This is a genomic window from Pseudoalteromonas sp. THAF3, assembly GCF_009363775.1.
Classification (GTDB): Bacteria; Pseudomonadota; Gammaproteobacteria; order Enterobacterales; family Alteromonadaceae; genus Pseudoalteromonas; species Pseudoalteromonas ruthenica.
Map to the genome: position 1 here is coordinate 1,070,670 of NZ_CP045418.1, position 16,091 is coordinate 1,086,760.

The window sequence follows — 16,091 nt, forward strand, 5'->3', positions numbered from 1 at the left end:
TTAGCGCAGCGAGTTGATGAATACCAAGGAAATACAAATGGGGCAAACGAACTTGATATACCAAGGCCAGATTTTCCAGAACCAGCTATTCGCAGCCTCTGGGCAACCAGACTGAATTTCTTTGAGCAGTGAGGCTCGATGCCAAATCCATCCCACAAAAACACAACACATAAGTCCAAGTAGGGGCTGTCCGAAGCGCGTTGTTAGCGCAATCACGAAGCCAAACAGTTGCTCAAAGTTGAAAATGATAGTGAAGCTCACTAAACAAATCAGTACGCCTATCACCCAGGTTGCTGGGCGGCGGTTAAGGCCAAACTTCTCAACGGTATAAGACACAGGTGCTTCAAGCATGGAAATAGACGAGGTTAGCGCGGCTATACTCATCAAGGCGAAAAAGGCAAAACCCACATACAGCCCCGCACTTCCCATGGAATCAAAAAGTGCCGGTAACACTTGAAAGACCAGCGTGTCTTCAGAAAGTAATTTGCCAGAGGCATCAAATATTTCAACGCCTTGGGCTTGTGCTACGTACATCGCTGGGATTATCAAAAGGCCAGCAACAAAGGCTATAAACACGTCAATTAAGGTGACCGATGCACCTAGGGTAACGAGGTTTTCGCTTTTAGAGATATACGAGCCATAAATGATCATCACACTGGTGCCCAACGACAGCGAGAAGAATGCTTGGCCTAAAGCACTGACCAGCAGCGCCGGTTCAAATAGCGCAGAAAAGTCAGGCAGCAAGTAGTTCTTTAATCCTTGTGTCGCGCCTTCTTGGCTCATTACGTAGGCGATCAGAGCGAATAAAATCGCCAGTAACGCTGGCATCAATCGTTTTGACCACTTTTCAATGCCATTTTCAACGCCCTTACTAATGATCATCACGGTCAGGAGAATAAAGCCGCCTGCAAAGAGTAAGTTGCGTGACAGTGACTGGTTAGTCAGCCAATTGGCAGTCTCGCTCTGCCCGGCTAGTTGCGCTACCGGCTCAGCAGTGAAGCTGATCATCCAACCCGCCACTATGGCGTAAAAGCTTAAAATTAATCCCGCACAAATGATGCCGCCAAAGCCAACAATAAAGGCTAAGGGATGTTGCCAGCGATGGTTCGACACCTTCTTAAGCGATGCCACCGCATTGGCCTGACCATAGCGACCAACGACCAATTCCGCCATCAGTGCGGGATAGGCTAAGCAAAACGCCAATACTAAATAAGCCAACACAAAAGCAGCCCCGCCATTGGAGGCTGTTTGGGTGGGGAAGCCCCAAATATTACCGAGTCCGACCGCTGAGCCAGCAGCGGCCATTATAAAACCAAAACGGGAGCTAAACTCCCCACGCGACGCACTCATATTATTATATTTCTCTGTAGGTGAACGGCGCTCCCAATCTACTGTAATTTCCATGAAATAAAAAGCTCACGGGGGCATTTATTGCCCGTATAGCAGGGTAAAGCGCGCTGTACATAGAAAAAAGGTCGCCTATCATAAAGGGCCGTAATCTCGCTGTTTGAGCTTATTTGCGACCAAGTGTGATTCAGTGTAGGGAATGTAAATTGAAGGTTACAGAGGTAATTTAAGGGTGAACTTCGCCCCGCCTAAAGAGTTTGATTCACTCACTACTAAGTAGCCGTGATGCCAGACCATGACTTTTTGACATATGGCCAAGCCTAATCCATAACCCTGCGCAGAGCGGTGTTTGGCACTTTGATAGAAAGGTTTTAATATTGCTGCACGTTCTGCCTGAGGGATCCCGGGGCCATCATCTTCAATCGTAATCGCTAGAAAGTGACCGTCAATATCTGCACAGACGGTTACTGATTGGCGTGCATAGCGAAGAGCATTACCCAAAATATTAATCAATGCTCGCGCTAGCCAGTGCAGGTCGGCGTTTATTTTTAATGCATTTGAGCAGCGTACCTCAATATGTTGCCCATTGGCCTTCGCTTGCGCTTGTAATTGCTCGCAAATATCGTGCAAGTAGAGCGACGCGCTTGTCTGGCTATAGGTTAATTGTTGAGTTTGCTGTTGCAGAGCCGCGTAGCTCAGGTAGCTGTTTAGCATCGACTCCATGGTGTCTAAATCTTTTTCCATACGCTGGAGGTAGCGCTGTTGCGCGCCTTGGTCGTCACTTTCAATTGCCGCATCCAAGCCAAAGCGCAGGCAGGCAATGGGTGTACGAATGTCATGAGAGAGGCTCGACGCCATCAGTTTATTCTCATCCAGTAGCGCATTAATTTGCTCCGCCATGGCATTGAAGCGTCGCTCTAATTGTGTGGTATAGCTCCAGCGGCTGGCGCTAATACGTTTTTCTAAATGACCGTCAGCAAACTGCTGGGTTACATTAGAGAGCACACTAATACGACGGGTGAGGGGGATAAGAGGGAGCCACATACACAAACTGACCCCAGTGTAGAATAGCACCGTGAGTAGCAAGTCATGATCCGCCGCTTTGGGTTTGGGTAGGCGCATGGTGAGGTGCTTACCATGCAAGCTGTCGGCAGCGCGCACCAAATAAAGGCCCTGGTTATCGGCAAGTACTAGTCCGGAATTACTATACAGCTGGGTGATTAAAGAAGGGGGAAGGGCTAACGTGGCGTTATTCTCAAGACCGATAGCGAGTTTGAAATGTTGGTTTAGCGCATCCAATCCTTGTTGCTGATTTTTCGCCTCGTACTCACTGAGGTAAGAGACCATCCCTGCAAGCACTTGCCGTTGTTGTGTGAAGTCATCCTGTTGCGTTGGGCCACTAGCGAAGCTGTCGATAAGCCAGCTTAGCAACACCACAGAAATTAACGCTGTGCACAACAAAGATATGTACAGTTTTTTCATATAAACGCACGATTAGGAGCTAACTCCACGCATCCTTTACTAACAAGTACCCTTTGCCCCATATGGTTTTAATGCGCTGCGGCCTGTTGCCATTGTCATTAAAGTGTTTGCGCAGCGCCGAGACCACCACATCAATACTGCGGTCAAGGCCATCGTATTCTCGTCCCTTAACGGCACGAAACACGGAATCTCTGTCTACCACTTCACCGGCATGCTGGGCAAGGTAACAGAGCAAGGCAAATTCGGCATTCGACAGTGCCACCTCGTTATTGTTAAAACTGACGCGTCGCGCTTCAGTATCGATTCTCAGACCGCCCACTTGAATGCTCTCGCGTTCTTTTTTGGGGGCTTGCTCGTCGCTGCCTGGGCGTAACGCTGCTTTAATGCGAGCCAGCAGAACTCGAGGGCGTACCGGCTTGGCGATATAGTCGCTAGCACCCACTTCAAGGCCGATGACTTCATCTAATTCATCATCGCGCGCAGTCAACATAATAATGGGCTGCTGATAAAATTGCCGTAAGCGTGTACAGACACTTATGCCATCCATTCCTGGAAGCATAACATCGAGTAACACCAAATCAGGATGATGACTTTGTACATAGCCTTCTACTTCCTTGCCGTTACCACAGCAGCCGACCTGATAGCCATTTTGGCTTAGGAAGTCTTGCATCCACTCGCTCAGAGAAAGGTCGTCTTCAACAACAAGAATATGGGGTGATTGCTGCATTTAAAATAATCTCCAGCGACGTTTTTTCTGTCCATTGGTGTAAACCCACTGCACTCGCACTTCGGTGTCAGCAATGGCCTCGCCTGATGCTCTTGGAAAGAGTTCGAAGCGCACGGCTTTAGGGCTGGCAAAATCGACGATAATATAGCCTTGACGTTGTCCTTGCCAGCAATGCAGAGGTTGCTGCTTAGTTTGTTCACGGATGCAGTAAGCTGCGTCATTGGCCACTTGCCATTGCAACTCGATATCAGAATAGCAGGTGCGGCCTTGACGCAGTGCTACACAAGTATTGGGCGTTGCCAATAAAGCGTGCGTTGGCGGCGTTGTTTGCTGTGCTAAGGGCGCACTCGGGAACACGGTTGTGCCGATGAGGGCGAGGGCTAATCTAAAACACATAACGCACGCCTACCTTGGCTTTATGCTGATATGATTGAGAAATGATAGGGCTGTCACTGATCTCACCCGAGAAATAGGTTGATAACCAGCCTGCAAGGAATACCCAATTCTGTGATAGTGGGTGCTCAGCATGGAGCTCTAGCATTACCGCGTATGCGATATCTGGCTTATAATACGGTCGAGATTCGGTGCTTTCATGCTCATCGATACCAAAGTAATAATCGCTAAACTCACGACCATACACATTAAATCCTAGACCACCTCGAAACTCCCAGTTGCGATATTGCTGAATGCTCGATAGAAACGTGGTAAATACCCAGTCGTTGTGGGTATCAGTGACATCATGAAGTAACTCAAAAGATAATTGGCTGCTCTCAAAGCGCCGCGATAGCCTAATACCCATATCAAAATCATAGTGACGTCGGTCGATACCCGCGAGGGCATCGATCACATCTTGGTCGTATAACTTTAAACCTGTTTCATCAAAACCGGATTGCACATTGGTGCCAAGAATATCCAAGCCCCAGTCATATTTATCGATGAGTGAATAGCCAATGACCATGCCACCACTGAGTTGGCTATTGTCGACGTCGAGGTAAAACTTATCGTAGCTGAGCACTAAGTTAATATTGGGTTCAAGGCCATCATCGTAAGAGTCCAAACCGACAAGGTACGAGTCCTCGACGTAGTAGCCCAGACCTACGCTCCAGTCCCAGTTAAAACCCTGTTGTGGTTCAAGACGATTATCTGAGTAATAGCGGTTACTCGCAGAGACAGCAAAACTAACAAGTAAAATAATGAGGGAGATTAAGGCGCGCATAGTGGTAATGATTTTTTATTTTCCAGTGTACCGATCTCCAGCGGCCAAGTCTGTAAGAAAATGTAGCATGGCAGCAAGCCGCCATGCGTGACCAAAGGGGACTAGTTTACGTTGATCTTCTCTAGCAAAATACCACTTAAATAGTAATGTAAATCAGGGACTAAAGCACTGACTTCAGCTTGCTCACAGGCTCCTGCTATTTTACTTAAGCCTGAACTTTTAGTGCGTACTATGTATTGAGGTGCTTGCGGTGCTGGCTGAGCCCCTCGTTTTTGCATCGCATCGGGTGCATTGTGAGTATTTACAAACTGTTGCACTTGTTCAAGGTTTTCTATGTGATCAGACATTACCAGCTTGTAGCGTAGGGGGTTACGTTGGAAACTGGCGGTGTCTATTGACGATTTAGCAAACCATACAACATCTTGAGAGCTTTGATGGGAAAGCTTCATGCTCACGGAGCCAAGAATATTGCTGCACTGTTTGGTGGTAAACTGCTGCGCCAAATCACTTTCGCCAAACACAGTGGCGTTAGCAAGTTGATATTCGATACTTTCGGTTTCACTGATATCTAGCTGGTTTATGCTTAATACATAATCGGCTTGCTTGCGGTCACTGATCACCGTTAGTTGCTTATCATTTAAAATAGCCACTAGGCGATTGCGCAGGCGCTCGGTTAATGCCACCTGCTCACTTTCGATGACCACACTTTGGCCTCGTGTAATAGGGTGTGCGGGCAATTGCACTGATTTCACACGCGGCGCTTGGTGCGCGTATTGATACTCGAGTATGTAGGTGCGCTCACTTAGGCTTGGTTTAATTGGCATCCGTACTTTTTCAGGGACCGGTGCCAAGGTCGTTTCCATAGTGGTGCAACCACTGGCCAATAGCACTGACGCGCTAAAGGCAGTTACTAATAAATGCTTGTTCATAGTGCCATAACTCTCAATTACACTCATTCACTCATATCCCAGCAAGTTGAACCGCAGCATTGTACGTGAGTTTACTGTAAACTTCATGATATTATTCTGCGATTATGATTCAGCATTGCCATAACTATAATAATGAAAATGAAGTTCTTAGTTATTCTCTTTGTTGCTGCGTTTAGTGCATTTTCTTATGCTGAACAACAGCCACCGTTCACCGAGGCAACCGATGCTAAACAATGGCACCGGTTTGTTGATAATTATGTGGCGAGCTTAGAACGTCAACTGGAGCAAAAAAAAGTGCCCGGGGCCGCGCTTTCTATTGTTCACCCTGACTTTCCTTCCATCGCCTTAGGATTTGGTAAAACAAAAATAAGAAAAGGCCGACAAGTGGACGTAAATACCCGTTTTCGACTTGCCTCGGTCTCAAAAACATTTACCGGTTCGTTAGCTGCCAAGCTGGCGGCGCAAGGTGTACTCAATCTAGATGCACCGGTGCAAAAATATTTACCCGCGTTCAATGATACCGTTTATAGGGACAATTTGAAAGTCGCTCATCTATTAAGTCACTCCAGCGGATTAGTGCCTAATGCCTATGATAACCTCATTGAGTCACGCATGGACTATCCGGATATCGTCTCAAAGCTATTGAAAGTTGAGCCATTATGCACACCAGGGCAGTGCTACGGGTATCAAAATGTGATGTTTGCTATGGTCGGTGATGTGATTCGTAATGCCAGCGGCTTAGAGTACGAAACATGGATGCAAGAGTTTATATTTAAACCGTTACGTATGCGCCATGCCAGTATTGGTTATGAGGGTATGGTGCGGGATGAAAACTTTGCTTACCCCCATGTGCGCGGGCGAAAACGTTGGCATACGGCGCGGTTAAAGAAAAATTACTACAAGGTCTCCCCAGCGGCAGGCGTCAATGCCAGCGCCGCAGACATGGTGCAGTGGCTCAAAGCACAGCTTGGCATGTACCCCAGTGTACTGCCGCCTGAGGCGTTACAGGCACAAGTGCGTCCTTACACGGTGACCAAAAAGGAGCGCTATCGTCGGGTGTGGCGAAAACATGTAAATGAGGCACATTATGGCCTGGGTTGGCGTATCTATGATTATGATGATGAGACCATCTTTTATCACAGCGGTTGGGTGCAGGGCTATCGAACCGATATTGTGGTGATCCCCCGTTTAAATGTGGGTTTTAGTCTGCTGCTGAATGCCGAAACAGGTTTAATTAACGAGTTGACCACGCAATTTCTTGATCAGTTGCTGGCGATGTCACAACCGGTATAAATAGAGGGCGTTGAAACAAAAAAAGGTCGGCATGAGCCGACCTTTTTTATAAGCGTTCGTGACTACCCGCGAGGTAGCTGAATCTTACGCTCTTCGCTTTGGCGATAAATAGTTAAAATATGACCAATGCTTTGTACTTTGTAAGCACCCGTTTCACGGATGATGGCATCAAAAATAAGTGCTTTAGTTTCTCTATCACTGGTTGGCACTCTAACCTTAATGAGCTCATGGATGTCCAAAGCACTGTCGATTTCGGCAATCACCCCTTCGGTCAGGCCGTTAGCACCCAACAAAACCACAGGCTTAAGTGGGTGTGCGAGGCTTTTTAGGTATTGCTTCTGTTTATTTGATAGTTTCATAGATTTTCAAATTTTGCTGATTCGAGCTTGAATTATCGGTATTCTAACGCCATCTAGCAGATATTACTATTTTAGTTGCGTGTTAATTTATGGCGAATAAGAAGCACTCGGCGAGCTCCCAGCGATGGTTGAAAGAGCATTTCGACGACCATTATGTGCATGAAGCGCAAAAGCAAGGGTGGCGGTCGCGCGCGGTTTTCAAACTTGATGAAATCCAAAATAAAGACAAATTACTTAAACCTGGCATGGCGGTCGTCGATTTAGGCGCGGCCCCAGGAAGTTGGTCACAGTACTTGGCGCAGAAGGTTGGCGACAATGGTCAGGTGATCGCCTGTGATATCCTGCCTATGGATTCTTTGGCTGGGGTCGACTTTTTACAAGGCGATTTTCGCGAAGAGGCTGTGCTAAATGCGTTGCTCGAGCGTATAGATGGGCAGAACGTCGATGTGGTGTTCTCGGATATGGCCCCGAATATGAGCGGTAATATGAGTACCGACCAAGCGGGAAGCATGTATCTGGTAGAGTTGGCACTGGATATGTGCCACCAAGTGCTAAAGAAAAACGGCGCCTTTGCGGTTAAAGTGTTCCAAGGCGAAGGCTTTGACCAGTTTGTAAAAGACGTTCGTGACAGCTTTCGCACTGTAAAAATACGTAAACCCGATGCGTCGCGCCCACGTTCCCGTGAGGTATATGTAGTAGCTACGGGCTACAAACTGTAGTACAGTTGTCGGGAAAAGTTGAATTTAATTAATTTGGATACAAGAGGTTAACACCTTGAGTGATATGGCAAAGAATTTAATACTATGGCTGGTTATTGCCGTTGTTTTGATGTCGGTTTTTCAAAGCTTTAACGGCTCCGACAATTTAGACAGGCAAACGAGTTACACACAATTCGTCAAGGATGTACGCAGCGGTTCGTTGCGCGAAGTCGTGATAGACCGTGGAACAGGCGCAATCACTGGAGTTAAAACCAGTGGCGAGCGTTTTCAAACAACCATGCCTATGTATGACGAAGACCTTATCAATGACTTACTCAAAAATGATGTCAACGTAAAAGGTGTTCAACCTGAAGAGCAGTCCTTACTGGCAAGCATTTTCATTTCCTGGTTCCCAATGTTACTGCTTATTGGCGTATGGATATTCTTCATGCGACAAATGCAAGGTGGCGGCGGCAAAGGCGCGATGTCCTTTGGCAAAAGTAAGGCTCGTTTAATGAGCGAAGACCAGGTGAAGACTACTTTCGCTGATGTTGCTGGTTGCGATGAAGCCAAAGAGGACGTTACCGAGCTAGTGGATTTCTTGCGCGACCCATCCAAGTTCCAAAAATTGGGCGGCAGTATTCCTAAGGGCGTACTCATGGTAGGCCCTCCTGGTACAGGTAAAACCTTGCTTGCTAAAGCTGTTGCTGGTGAAGCGAAAGTGCCGTTTTTTACAATTTCCGGTTCTGACTTTGTTGAAATGTTCGTGGGCGTGGGTGCATCCCGGGTGCGCGACATGTTTGAGCAAGCGAAAAAAGCCGCTCCCTGCATCATCTTTATCGATGAGATTGACGCCGTAGGTCGCCAACGGGGTGCTGGTATGGGTGGTGGTCACGATGAACGTGAACAAACCTTGAACCAAATGCTGGTAGAGATGGATGGTTTCGAAGGTAACGAAGGTATTATCGTTATTGCTGCAACCAACCGTCCGGATGTACTGGACCCTGCATTACTTCGCCCAGGTCGCTTCGACCGTCAGGTGGTCGTTGGTTTACCAGATATTCGCGGTCGTGAGCAGATCCTAAAAGTGCACATGCGTAAAGTGCCATTGGCCGATAATGTTGAAGCCTCGGTGATTGCTCGAGGAACGCCTGGTTTCTCTGGTGCTGACTTAGCCAACCTTGTGAACGAAGCCGCACTATTCGCTGCTCGGGGTAACAAGCGTGTTGTGAGCATGGCTGAATTTGATGCCGCCAAAGATAAGATCATGATGGGCGCAGAGCGCAAATCGATGGTGATGTCTGAGGAAGAAAAAGAGATGACCGCGTATCACGAAGCCGGTCACGCTATTGTCGGGCGTATCGTGCCAGAGCACGACCCAGTGTACAAAGTGTCAATCATTCCACGTGGTCGTGCCTTGGGTGTCACCATGTACTTGCCAGAGCAAGACCGAGTGAGCCACTCGAAAGAGCACTTGGAATCAATGATTTCTAGCTTGTACGGCGGCCGTATTGCTGAAGCCATTATTTATGGCGATGAGAAAGTGACAACCGGTGCGAGTAACGACATTGAGCGGGCCACTGAAATTGCCCGTAAGATGGTGACGCAGTGGGGCTTAAGCGCGAAAATGGGTCCGCTACTGTACGCTGAAGAAGAAGGCGAAGTGTTTATGGGCCGAGGCTCATCACGCAGTGCCAGCATGTCTGATGACACAGCCAAACTGATTGATTCAGAAGTACGTGATATCTCAGATAGAAACTACGAACGTGCAGAGCAAATTTTGCGTGATAACATTGATATCCTGCATGCCATGAAAGACGCATTGATGAAGTATGAGACCATTGATGCGCTGCAAATCGATGATTTGATGGAGCGTCGCGAGGTGCGTCCACCACGTGATGCCCACGATCAGAAGCCTCCAGCAGATGCCAAAGCTAAATCGCAAGGTGAGCTGGCCGATGAAGCAACGGCGCAAGACGATAATAACGTCGATAAGCCGAACTCTGACGACAAAGAGTAAAAACCAATAGCCCCAACACAGTTTGGGGCTTTTCCTTTCCCCAAGTTAGCCATTGATTAACCGGTACTTGGAAGACCTTCATAGACAGAGTAAGTAATGACAAGGTTAACACTTCCTCGAGATCGTTATTTGGATCTCAGTACTCCCCAAGTTATGGGGATTTTAAATGTTACGCCGGACTCCTTCTCCGATGGCGGCCAACACAATACCCTAGACAACGCTGTCAACCGTGCCCTATCGATGTTAGAGCAAGGCGCCACTATTATTGATGTGGGCGGCGAGTCAACACGCCCAGGCGCAGACGATGTCGCTGAACAAGAAGAGTTGCAGCGGGTGGTCCCCGTAATCAACGCCATTCGCGAGCGCAGTGATTGCGTCATCTCCATTGATACCAGTAAGGCCGGCGTGATGACAGCGGCGGTTCAGGCCGGTGCAGATATCATTAACGATGTGCGCGCGCTGCAAGAACCTGGGGCACTCAGCGCAGCAGCCAGCGCTCAGGTTCCTGTGTGCATTATGCACATGCGCGGGCAACCACGCTCTATGCAAAATGCCCCTGATTACCATGATGTCACCAAAGAGGTGGGCACGTTTTTACAAGAGCGAGCGCGACAATGTATCGAAGCTGGGATAAGTAAAACGAACATTATTATCGACCCCGGCTTTGGCTTTGGTAAATCACTGCAACATAACTATCAATTGTTGAGTGAGCTTGAGCAACTACAGCGACTAGGATACCCAGTACTCACTGGTCTATCGCGCAAATCAATGTTCGGAAAATTATTAAATCGAGATGCAGATCAGCGTCTCAGCGCAAGCTTAGCTGGCGCATTAATCTGTATGCAAAAGGGCGCGCGCATTGTGCGCGTGCATGATGTGCAAGAAACAACGGATATTGTAAAGGTTTTCCAAGCCACCCAGGCCCCTTTGCAAGTACAAGATTAGGAGAAAACATGAGTACAACACGTAAATATTTTGGCACCGATGGCGTGCGAGGTCAGGTTGGTGAATACCCGATAACGCCAGAATTTGCTCTTAAGCTAGGTTGGGCGGCTGGTAAAGTTCTCTCCAAAACAGGAACAAGGAAGGTTATTATCGGGAAAGACACCCGCATTTCCGGTTACTTACTTGAGACCTCTTTAGAGGCCGGGCTTATCGCAGCGGGCATTGATGTCGTCTTACTCGGTCCAATGCCAACGCCAGCGGTTGCTTATTTAACGCAAACCTTTAGAGCGGAAGCGGGCATTGTGATAAGTGCTTCACACAACCCTTATCACGATAACGGTATTAAGTTTTTTTCCAGCGATGGCCTTAAATTAGCCGACGATATTGAACTTGAAATAGAAGCCATGCTCGACAGTGATATGACCTGTGTGCCTTCTGAAAAGCTGGGTAAAGCGCGACGTCTGGTAAGTGCAGATGGCCGCTATATTGAATTCTGTAAAGGTCAGTTCCCGCAAGGGCATTCTTTAGAAGGGCTTAAAATTGTCCTCGATTGTGCCAATGGCGCAACCTATCACATTGCGCCTGCCGTTATGCAAGAGCTGGGTGCAGAGGTGATCCCTTATGCCTGTCAGCCTAATGGCTTGAACATAAATGCTGAGTGTGGCGCCACTGATGTATCCGCACTGAAACGCAAAGTGCTTGAAGAGCAGGCCGATGTAGGGATTGCTTATGACGGTGACGGCGATCGGGTGATGATGGTCGACCACAAAGGGCAAGTGTTTGATGGCGATGATATCGTTTATATCATTGCCAGCGCGCTGCACCATCAAGGAGAGCTGGGTGGTGGCGTGGTAGGCACGGTGATGTCCAACATGGGTCTTGAAAATGCCCTTAAAGAGAAAGGAATAGACTTTGCTCGCTCGAAAGTGGGTGACCGTTATGTGATGGAACTATTAAAGCAAAAAGGGTGGAAAATCGGCGGTGAAAGTTCAGGGCATGTGCTGAACTTGGATTTAATCAGCACTGGCGACGGTATTATTTCCAGCTTGCAAGTACTTGCCGCTATGGTCACGACGAACAAAACATTGCGCGATTTAGGGCAAGGATTTGTTAAATACCCGATGAATATGATTAACGTGCGCTATGCCCCTGGTAGTGACCCAACACAAGCACCCACTGTGCAACAGGTTGTCGCCGAGGTTGAACAGGAGCTCGCCGGTAAAGGGCGGGTGCTACTACGTAAATCGGGTACCGAGCCGGTGGTTCGTGTGATGGTTGAAGCCGAGCATGAAAAACAAGTACTGGATTTGAGTAGTAAAATAGCGCAAGTTGTTGAAAGTGTGAGCAGTTAAACAAGTTTGCATAAATAACTACTTGTAAGTTGAAATGACTCGGGGTACTATCTCGTCCGCTTTCAGACATGGAGTAAAACATGGCATCACGTAAGCCTTTAGTGGCTGGTAATTGGAAGTTAAATGGTTCTCAAACATTGCTCAATGAAATGGCTAATGTTTTAGAAGATATTAATGGCCAAGAAGTCGATGTGGCACTGTTTGTTCCCGCCTTGTTAGCAGCAGAAGCTGTAAAATTAGGTTTGCAAACGGGTGTGCAGACTGTGTCTGAATATGAAGCGGGCGCTTACACTGGGGAGACCCAAGCGGCGCTGGCTAAGCAGCTAGGTGTCACTTACACCTTAGTTGGGCACTCTGAGCGTCGCCATGTTTTTGGTGAGTCTGACGAAGACGTAGCAAATAAATTTGCTATGGCGCAACAGCAGGGCCTTATCCCTGTACTGTGTGTCGGAGAGACCGAGCAGCAACGTGAACAGGGTGAAACAGAATCAGTGATTAGTGCTCAAATTGAGGCGGTAATCCAAAAATTAGGTGTGGCTGCATTATCACAATCTGTGATAGCATACGAGCCGGTTTGGGCTATAGGCACAGGTAAAACTGCATCGCCGCAGCAAGCTCAAGACATACACCAGTTTATTCGTGATAAAATTGCCCAGCAAGATCAGGGTCTATCACAAGGCTTACGCATATTGTATGGCGGCAGCGTAAACGAAAAGAATAGTGAAGAATTATTTGCACAACAAGATATAGACGGCGGCCTTATCGGCGGTGCAAGTCTAAAAACAGGCGCTTTTGTCAGCATCTGTGAAAGTGCAAAAGGATAATATTAAATGTACGAAATTCTATTAGTAATTTATTTGATTGTTGCAATTGCACTGGTTGGTTTCGTGCTAATTCAACAAGGTAAAGGCGCTGATATGGGGTCTTCATTTGGTGCAGGTGCATCGGCAACCGTTTTCGGTTCGTCAGGTGCTGGTAACTTTATGACTAAGACAACCACAGTATTAGCAACTATCTTCTTTGTGCTTAGCATCGTGCTGGGTAACCTAACTGCGGGTCAAATTAAAAAGACCGACGAGTGGGAAAACCTAGAATCAGCACCTGCTGCACAGACGGTCACTGAAGATGTATCTGATGTACCAGTAGAAGAGCCTAAGAGCACGAATCCAGACGTGCCAAACTAAAAAATTAAGCCGTGGTGGTGGAATTGGTAGACACGCCATCTTGAGGGGGTGGTGAGCTATGCTCGTGCGGGTTCAAGTCCCGCCCACGGCACCAAATTAAAAAAGCCAAGCAAATGCTTGGCTTTTTTATTGTAAAGGCCTTGTTAATACTGGCCTTTAGTCATGCTAGGTGGTTGCTAAATATAAACCTTACCTCTATAATAGTCGCCACGAATGAGGTGATGCAGCCGTATCTCTCATGCAGCAGATTTTCAAACAAGGTTTTCTTTACGGTGGCTTTGTTTTATTTGATGTTCGCGCATTCTTAGTAATGCGCGTTTTGCGTTTAGCCAAGTCTACTTTGCTAAACGTTGCAGCGGTTTTTATCGTGCAGATATAGCCCGCAGCCAAGCTTGGCCCTAGGCCGCTCAGAAGATCAGGAGATCTTCGTACTACGAATATCTCCGGTGTGACGCCCCGCTTGGTTCGGGGCGTTGTTGTATCTGTACTTGAAAAATGGGGCTTAAGCCCTTTTTTTGTTTCTATGGAGGAGTTTCGTGACAAAGCTCGAGCAAACATTAACTGACATGTTAACACCGGCAGTTGAAGCCTTAGACTTCGAGCTACTGGGGCTTGAATTTATTCAAGCGGGTCGCCATTCCACATTACGTGTGTATATCGACCATCCAGATGGCATTACTGTGGATAATTGTGCAGATGTAAGTCGACAGGTGAGCGCGATTCTCGATGTAGAAGACCCCATTACCAACGAATACGACTTGGAAGTGTCATCGCCAGGCGTTGATCGTCCACTGTTCAAACCAGAACATTACCAACAAGCAGTGGGTGAAGAAGTACGCTTGCGTACCAAGCTTCCACAAGATGGTCGCCGTAATTTTAAGGGCGACTTAGTAGCAGTTAATGGTGATATGGTCACTATCAACGTTGATAATCAAGAGTTTATGTTGATGATCAGCAACGTTGAGCGTGCCAATATCATCGCCAAATTTTAATTTCAGTGCGAAAGGAATAGGGCAAGCGAGGCAATACCTATGGCAAAAGAAATCCTATTGGTGGCGGAAGCCGTTTCCAATGAAAAAGCGGTCCCCAAAGAGAAAATTTTTGAAGCATTAGAGTTCGCACTAGCGACCGCAACAAAGAAAAAACATGACGGTGATATCGATGTGCGTGTATCTATCGACCGCAAAACCGGTGAATACGATACGTTCCGTCGTTGGCAGGTGGCTGAGGCGCTAGAAGATGGCAGCCTAGAACACCCATACCGCGAGATCACCCTCGAAGCGGCGCAGGTAGAAGAGCCTGAAATCCAGCTTGGTGATTTTGTTGAAGAACAGATTGAATCTATTAAGTTTGACCGTATTACCACGCAAATGGCGAAGCAAGTTATCGTCCAAAAAGTGCGTGAAGCAGAACGCGCTTTAGTGGTTGAAGCGTATAAAGATCAAGAAGGTGAATTAGTCACTGGTGTGGTGAAAAAAGCCAGCCGCGACGCCATCGTGCTTGATTTAGGCAACAATGCCGAAGCCGTCATTTATCGTGAAGATATGTTACCGCGCGAAAACTTCCGCCCAGGTGACCGTGTTCGTGGTTTACTCTATGCAGTGCGCCCCGAAGCGCGCGGCGCGCAATTGTTCGTCACTCGCTCTAAACCTGAGATGCTGATGGAACTATTCCGCATTGAGGTGCCAGAGATTGGCGAAGAAATGATTGAGCTACGCTCTGCAGCGCGTGACCCAGGTTCACGTGCCAAAATCGCAGTAAAATCGAATGACAAGCGCATTGACCCTGTGGGTGCCTGTGTGGGTATGCGAGGAGCGCGTGTGCAAGCTGTCTCTACAGAGCTTGGCGGCGAGCGCGTGGACATCGTGTTATACGATGATAACCCAGCGCAATTCGTTATTAATGCGATGGCACCTGCTGAGGTCGCATCCATTGTTATGGACGAAGATTCGCGCTCAATGGATATTGCTGTTGAGGCTGATAACCTGGCACAGGCCATTGGTCGTAACGGACAAAACGTACGTTTAGCGAGCCAACTTACAGGCTGGGAACTGAACGTGATGACGGTTGAAGATATGGAATCTAAAAACCGTGAAGAATCAGACAAACTTATCAACCTATTCACTGAAGGGTTAGATATTGATGACGACTTCGCTGAATTATTAATCGGTGAGGGCTTCTCAACGCTTGAAGAAGTGGCCTATGTGCCTACTAGCGAGTTCCTAGAAATTGATGGTCTTGATGAAGAGACTGTTGAAGAGCTACGTAACCGCGCTAAAGATGCATTAACAACGAAAGCGTTGAAAGACGAAGAATCGCTAGAAGGTGCTGAGCCAGCTGAAGACTTATTGAATCTCGAAGGACTTGATCGCCACCTTGCCTTTGTCATGGCAAGTAAAGGGGTGATTACTTTAGAAGATCTAGCTGAGCAAGGCATTGATGAACTAGTTGAAATTACCGAGCTTTCCGAGCAGGAAGCGGGCGACCTGATTATGGCCGCGCGTAACGTTTGCTGGTTCGGTGACGAGTAATTTATTAA

General features: G+C 47.6%; 16 protein-coding genes and 1 tRNA gene. 10 read left to right on the forward strand and 7 right to left on the reverse strand.

Annotated features, from left to right (window positions below):
* The 6 genes from FIU82_RS04905 to FIU82_RS04930 form a co-directional block, all read right to left on the reverse strand.
* Positions 1–1,350 (reverse strand): sodium-dependent transporter, encoded by a 1,350-nt coding sequence (locus FIU82_RS04905; protein ID WP_152440487.1) that lies wholly within the window; start codon positions 1,348–1,350, stop codon positions 1–3.
* A 210-nt stretch (positions 1,351–1,560) separates the two neighbouring features.
* Positions 1,561–2,829, reverse strand: coding sequence for an ATP-binding protein (locus FIU82_RS04910; protein WP_152440488.1), 1,269 nt, complete (start codon positions 2,827–2,829; stop codon positions 1,561–1,563).
* A gap of 19 nt (positions 2,830–2,848) precedes the next feature.
* Complete coding sequence (locus FIU82_RS04915; protein WP_152440489.1) at positions 2,849–3,556, reverse strand: response regulator; 708 nt, start codon at positions 3,554–3,556, stop codon at positions 2,849–2,851.
* A complete protein-coding gene (locus FIU82_RS04920; RefSeq protein WP_138547840.1) occupies positions 3,557–3,952 on the reverse strand; it encodes a DUF3019 domain-containing protein in 396 nt (131 codons plus the stop codon).
* Positions 3,942–4,772: a MipA/OmpV family protein gene (locus FIU82_RS04925; RefSeq protein WP_152440490.1), complete on the reverse strand. Its 831-nt coding sequence runs from the start codon at positions 4,770–4,772 to the stop codon at positions 3,942–3,944. The genes FIU82_RS04920 and FIU82_RS04925 overlap by 11 nt, the downstream gene beginning before the upstream one ends.
* Positions 4,773–4,873: 101 nt before the next feature.
* Positions 4,874–5,728 carry a hypothetical protein gene (locus FIU82_RS04930; protein ID WP_052698096.1) on the reverse strand — a complete coding sequence of 285 codons (855 nt, stop codon included), beginning with the start codon at positions 5,726–5,728 and terminating at the stop codon, positions 4,874–4,876.
* A gap of 111 nt (positions 5,729–5,839) precedes the next feature.
* On the opposite strand from FIU82_RS04930, the gene FIU82_RS04935 reads away from it, so the two are divergent.
* The gene (locus FIU82_RS04935; protein WP_152440491.1) at positions 5,840–6,994 is read left to right on the forward strand and encodes a serine hydrolase; all 1,155 of its coding nucleotides are present in this window, start codon (positions 5,840–5,842) and stop codon (positions 6,992–6,994) included.
* A 62-nt stretch (positions 6,995–7,056) separates the two neighbouring features.
* On the opposite strand, the gene yhbY is transcribed toward FIU82_RS04935, so the two are convergent.
* Positions 7,057–7,353 (reverse strand): ribosome assembly RNA-binding protein YhbY, encoded by a 297-nt coding sequence (yhbY, locus tag FIU82_RS04940; RefSeq protein WP_022945707.1) that lies wholly within the window; start codon positions 7,351–7,353, stop codon positions 7,057–7,059.
* Between the two features lie 89 nt (positions 7,354–7,442).
* Here yhbY and rlmE point away from each other — a divergent pair, with 89 nt between their 5' ends.
* From rlmE to nusA, 9 genes are all read left to right on the forward strand, one after another.
* Entirely contained in the window at positions 7,443–8,072 is a 630-nt protein-coding gene (rlmE, locus tag FIU82_RS04945) for a 23S rRNA (uridine(2552)-2'-O)-methyltransferase RlmE (protein WP_022945706.1), read from the forward strand.
* A gap of 64 nt (positions 8,073–8,136) precedes the next feature.
* On the forward strand, positions 8,137–10,071 hold the full coding sequence (ftsH, locus tag FIU82_RS04950; protein ID WP_022945705.1) for an ATP-dependent zinc metalloprotease FtsH: 1,935 nt from the start codon (positions 8,137–8,139) through the stop codon (positions 10,069–10,071).
* 96 nt (positions 10,072–10,167) lie between these two features.
* A complete protein-coding gene (folP, locus tag FIU82_RS04955; RefSeq protein ID WP_152440492.1) occupies positions 10,168–11,016 on the forward strand; it encodes a dihydropteroate synthase in 849 nt (282 codons plus the stop codon).
* 8 nt (positions 11,017–11,024) lie between these two features.
* Entirely contained in the window at positions 11,025–12,368 is a 1,344-nt protein-coding gene (glmM, locus tag FIU82_RS04960) for a phosphoglucosamine mutase (RefSeq protein ID WP_022945703.1), read from the forward strand.
* 80 nt (positions 12,369–12,448) lie between these two features.
* On the forward strand, positions 12,449–13,192 hold the full coding sequence (gene tpiA / locus FIU82_RS04965; protein ID WP_022945702.1) for a triose-phosphate isomerase: 744 nt from the start codon (positions 12,449–12,451) through the stop codon (positions 13,190–13,192).
* Positions 13,193–13,198: 6 nt separating this feature from the next.
* Entirely contained in the window at positions 13,199–13,552 is a 354-nt protein-coding gene (gene secG, locus FIU82_RS04970) for a preprotein translocase subunit SecG (protein WP_152440493.1), read from the forward strand.
* Between the two features lie 8 nt (positions 13,553–13,560).
* Positions 13,561–13,646 (forward strand) — tRNA-Leu (locus FIU82_RS04975).
* A 442-nt stretch (positions 13,647–14,088) separates the two neighbouring features.
* Positions 14,089–14,544: a ribosome maturation factor RimP gene (gene rimP, locus FIU82_RS04980; protein WP_022945699.1), complete on the forward strand. Its 456-nt coding sequence runs from the start codon at positions 14,089–14,091 to the stop codon at positions 14,542–14,544.
* A 39-nt stretch (positions 14,545–14,583) separates the two neighbouring features.
* A complete protein-coding gene (gene nusA / locus FIU82_RS04985; protein WP_022945698.1) occupies positions 14,584–16,083 on the forward strand; it encodes a transcription termination factor NusA in 1,500 nt (499 codons plus the stop codon).
* Positions 16,084–16,091 lie beyond the last annotated feature (8 nt).

What these genes read in the sequence shown, in the direction of transcription:
- glmM (WP_022945703.1), top strand. Translation starts at nt 11,025, where the DNA reads ATGAGTACAACACGTAAATATTTTGGCACCGATGGCGTGCGAGGTCAG.
- FIU82_RS04910 (WP_152440488.1), bottom strand. Translation starts at nt 2,829, where the DNA reads ATGAAAAAACTGTACATATCTTTGTTGTGCACAGCGTTAATTTCTGTG.
- secG (WP_152440493.1), top strand. Translation starts at nt 13,199, where the DNA reads ATGTACGAAATTCTATTAGTAATTTATTTGATTGTTGCAATTGCACTG.
- FIU82_RS04920 (WP_138547840.1), bottom strand. Translation starts at nt 3,952, where the DNA reads ATGTGTTTTAGATTAGCCCTCGCCCTCATCGGCACAACCGTGTTCCCG.
- nusA (WP_022945698.1), top strand. Translation starts at nt 14,584, where the DNA reads ATGGCAAAAGAAATCCTATTGGTGGCGGAAGCCGTTTCCAATGAAAAA.
- FIU82_RS04935 (WP_152440491.1), top strand. Translation starts at nt 5,840, where the DNA reads ATGAAGTTCTTAGTTATTCTCTTTGTTGCTGCGTTTAGTGCATTTTCT.
- FIU82_RS04905 (WP_152440487.1), bottom strand. Translation starts at nt 1,350, where the DNA reads ATGAGTGCGTCGCGTGGGGAGTTTAGCTCCCGTTTTGGTTTTATAATG.
- FIU82_RS04915 (WP_152440489.1), bottom strand. Translation starts at nt 3,556, where the DNA reads ATGCAGCAATCACCCCATATTCTTGTTGTTGAAGACGACCTTTCTCTG.
- FIU82_RS04930 (WP_052698096.1), bottom strand. Translation starts at nt 5,728, where the DNA reads ATGAGTGTAATTGAGAGTTATGGCACTATGAACAAGCATTTATTAGTA.
- ftsH (WP_022945705.1), top strand. Translation starts at nt 8,137, where the DNA reads ATGGCAAAGAATTTAATACTATGGCTGGTTATTGCCGTTGTTTTGATG.
- tpiA (WP_022945702.1), top strand. Translation starts at nt 12,449, where the DNA reads ATGGCATCACGTAAGCCTTTAGTGGCTGGTAATTGGAAGTTAAATGGT.
- yhbY (WP_022945707.1), bottom strand. Translation starts at nt 7,353, where the DNA reads ATGAAACTATCAAATAAACAGAAGCAATACCTAAAAAGCCTCGCACAC.
- FIU82_RS04925 (WP_152440490.1), bottom strand. Translation starts at nt 4,772, where the DNA reads ATGCGCGCCTTAATCTCCCTCATTATTTTACTTGTTAGTTTTGCTGTC.
- rlmE (WP_022945706.1), top strand. Translation starts at nt 7,443, where the DNA reads ATGGCGAATAAGAAGCACTCGGCGAGCTCCCAGCGATGGTTGAAAGAG.
- folP (WP_152440492.1), top strand. Translation starts at nt 10,168, where the DNA reads ATGACAAGGTTAACACTTCCTCGAGATCGTTATTTGGATCTCAGTACT.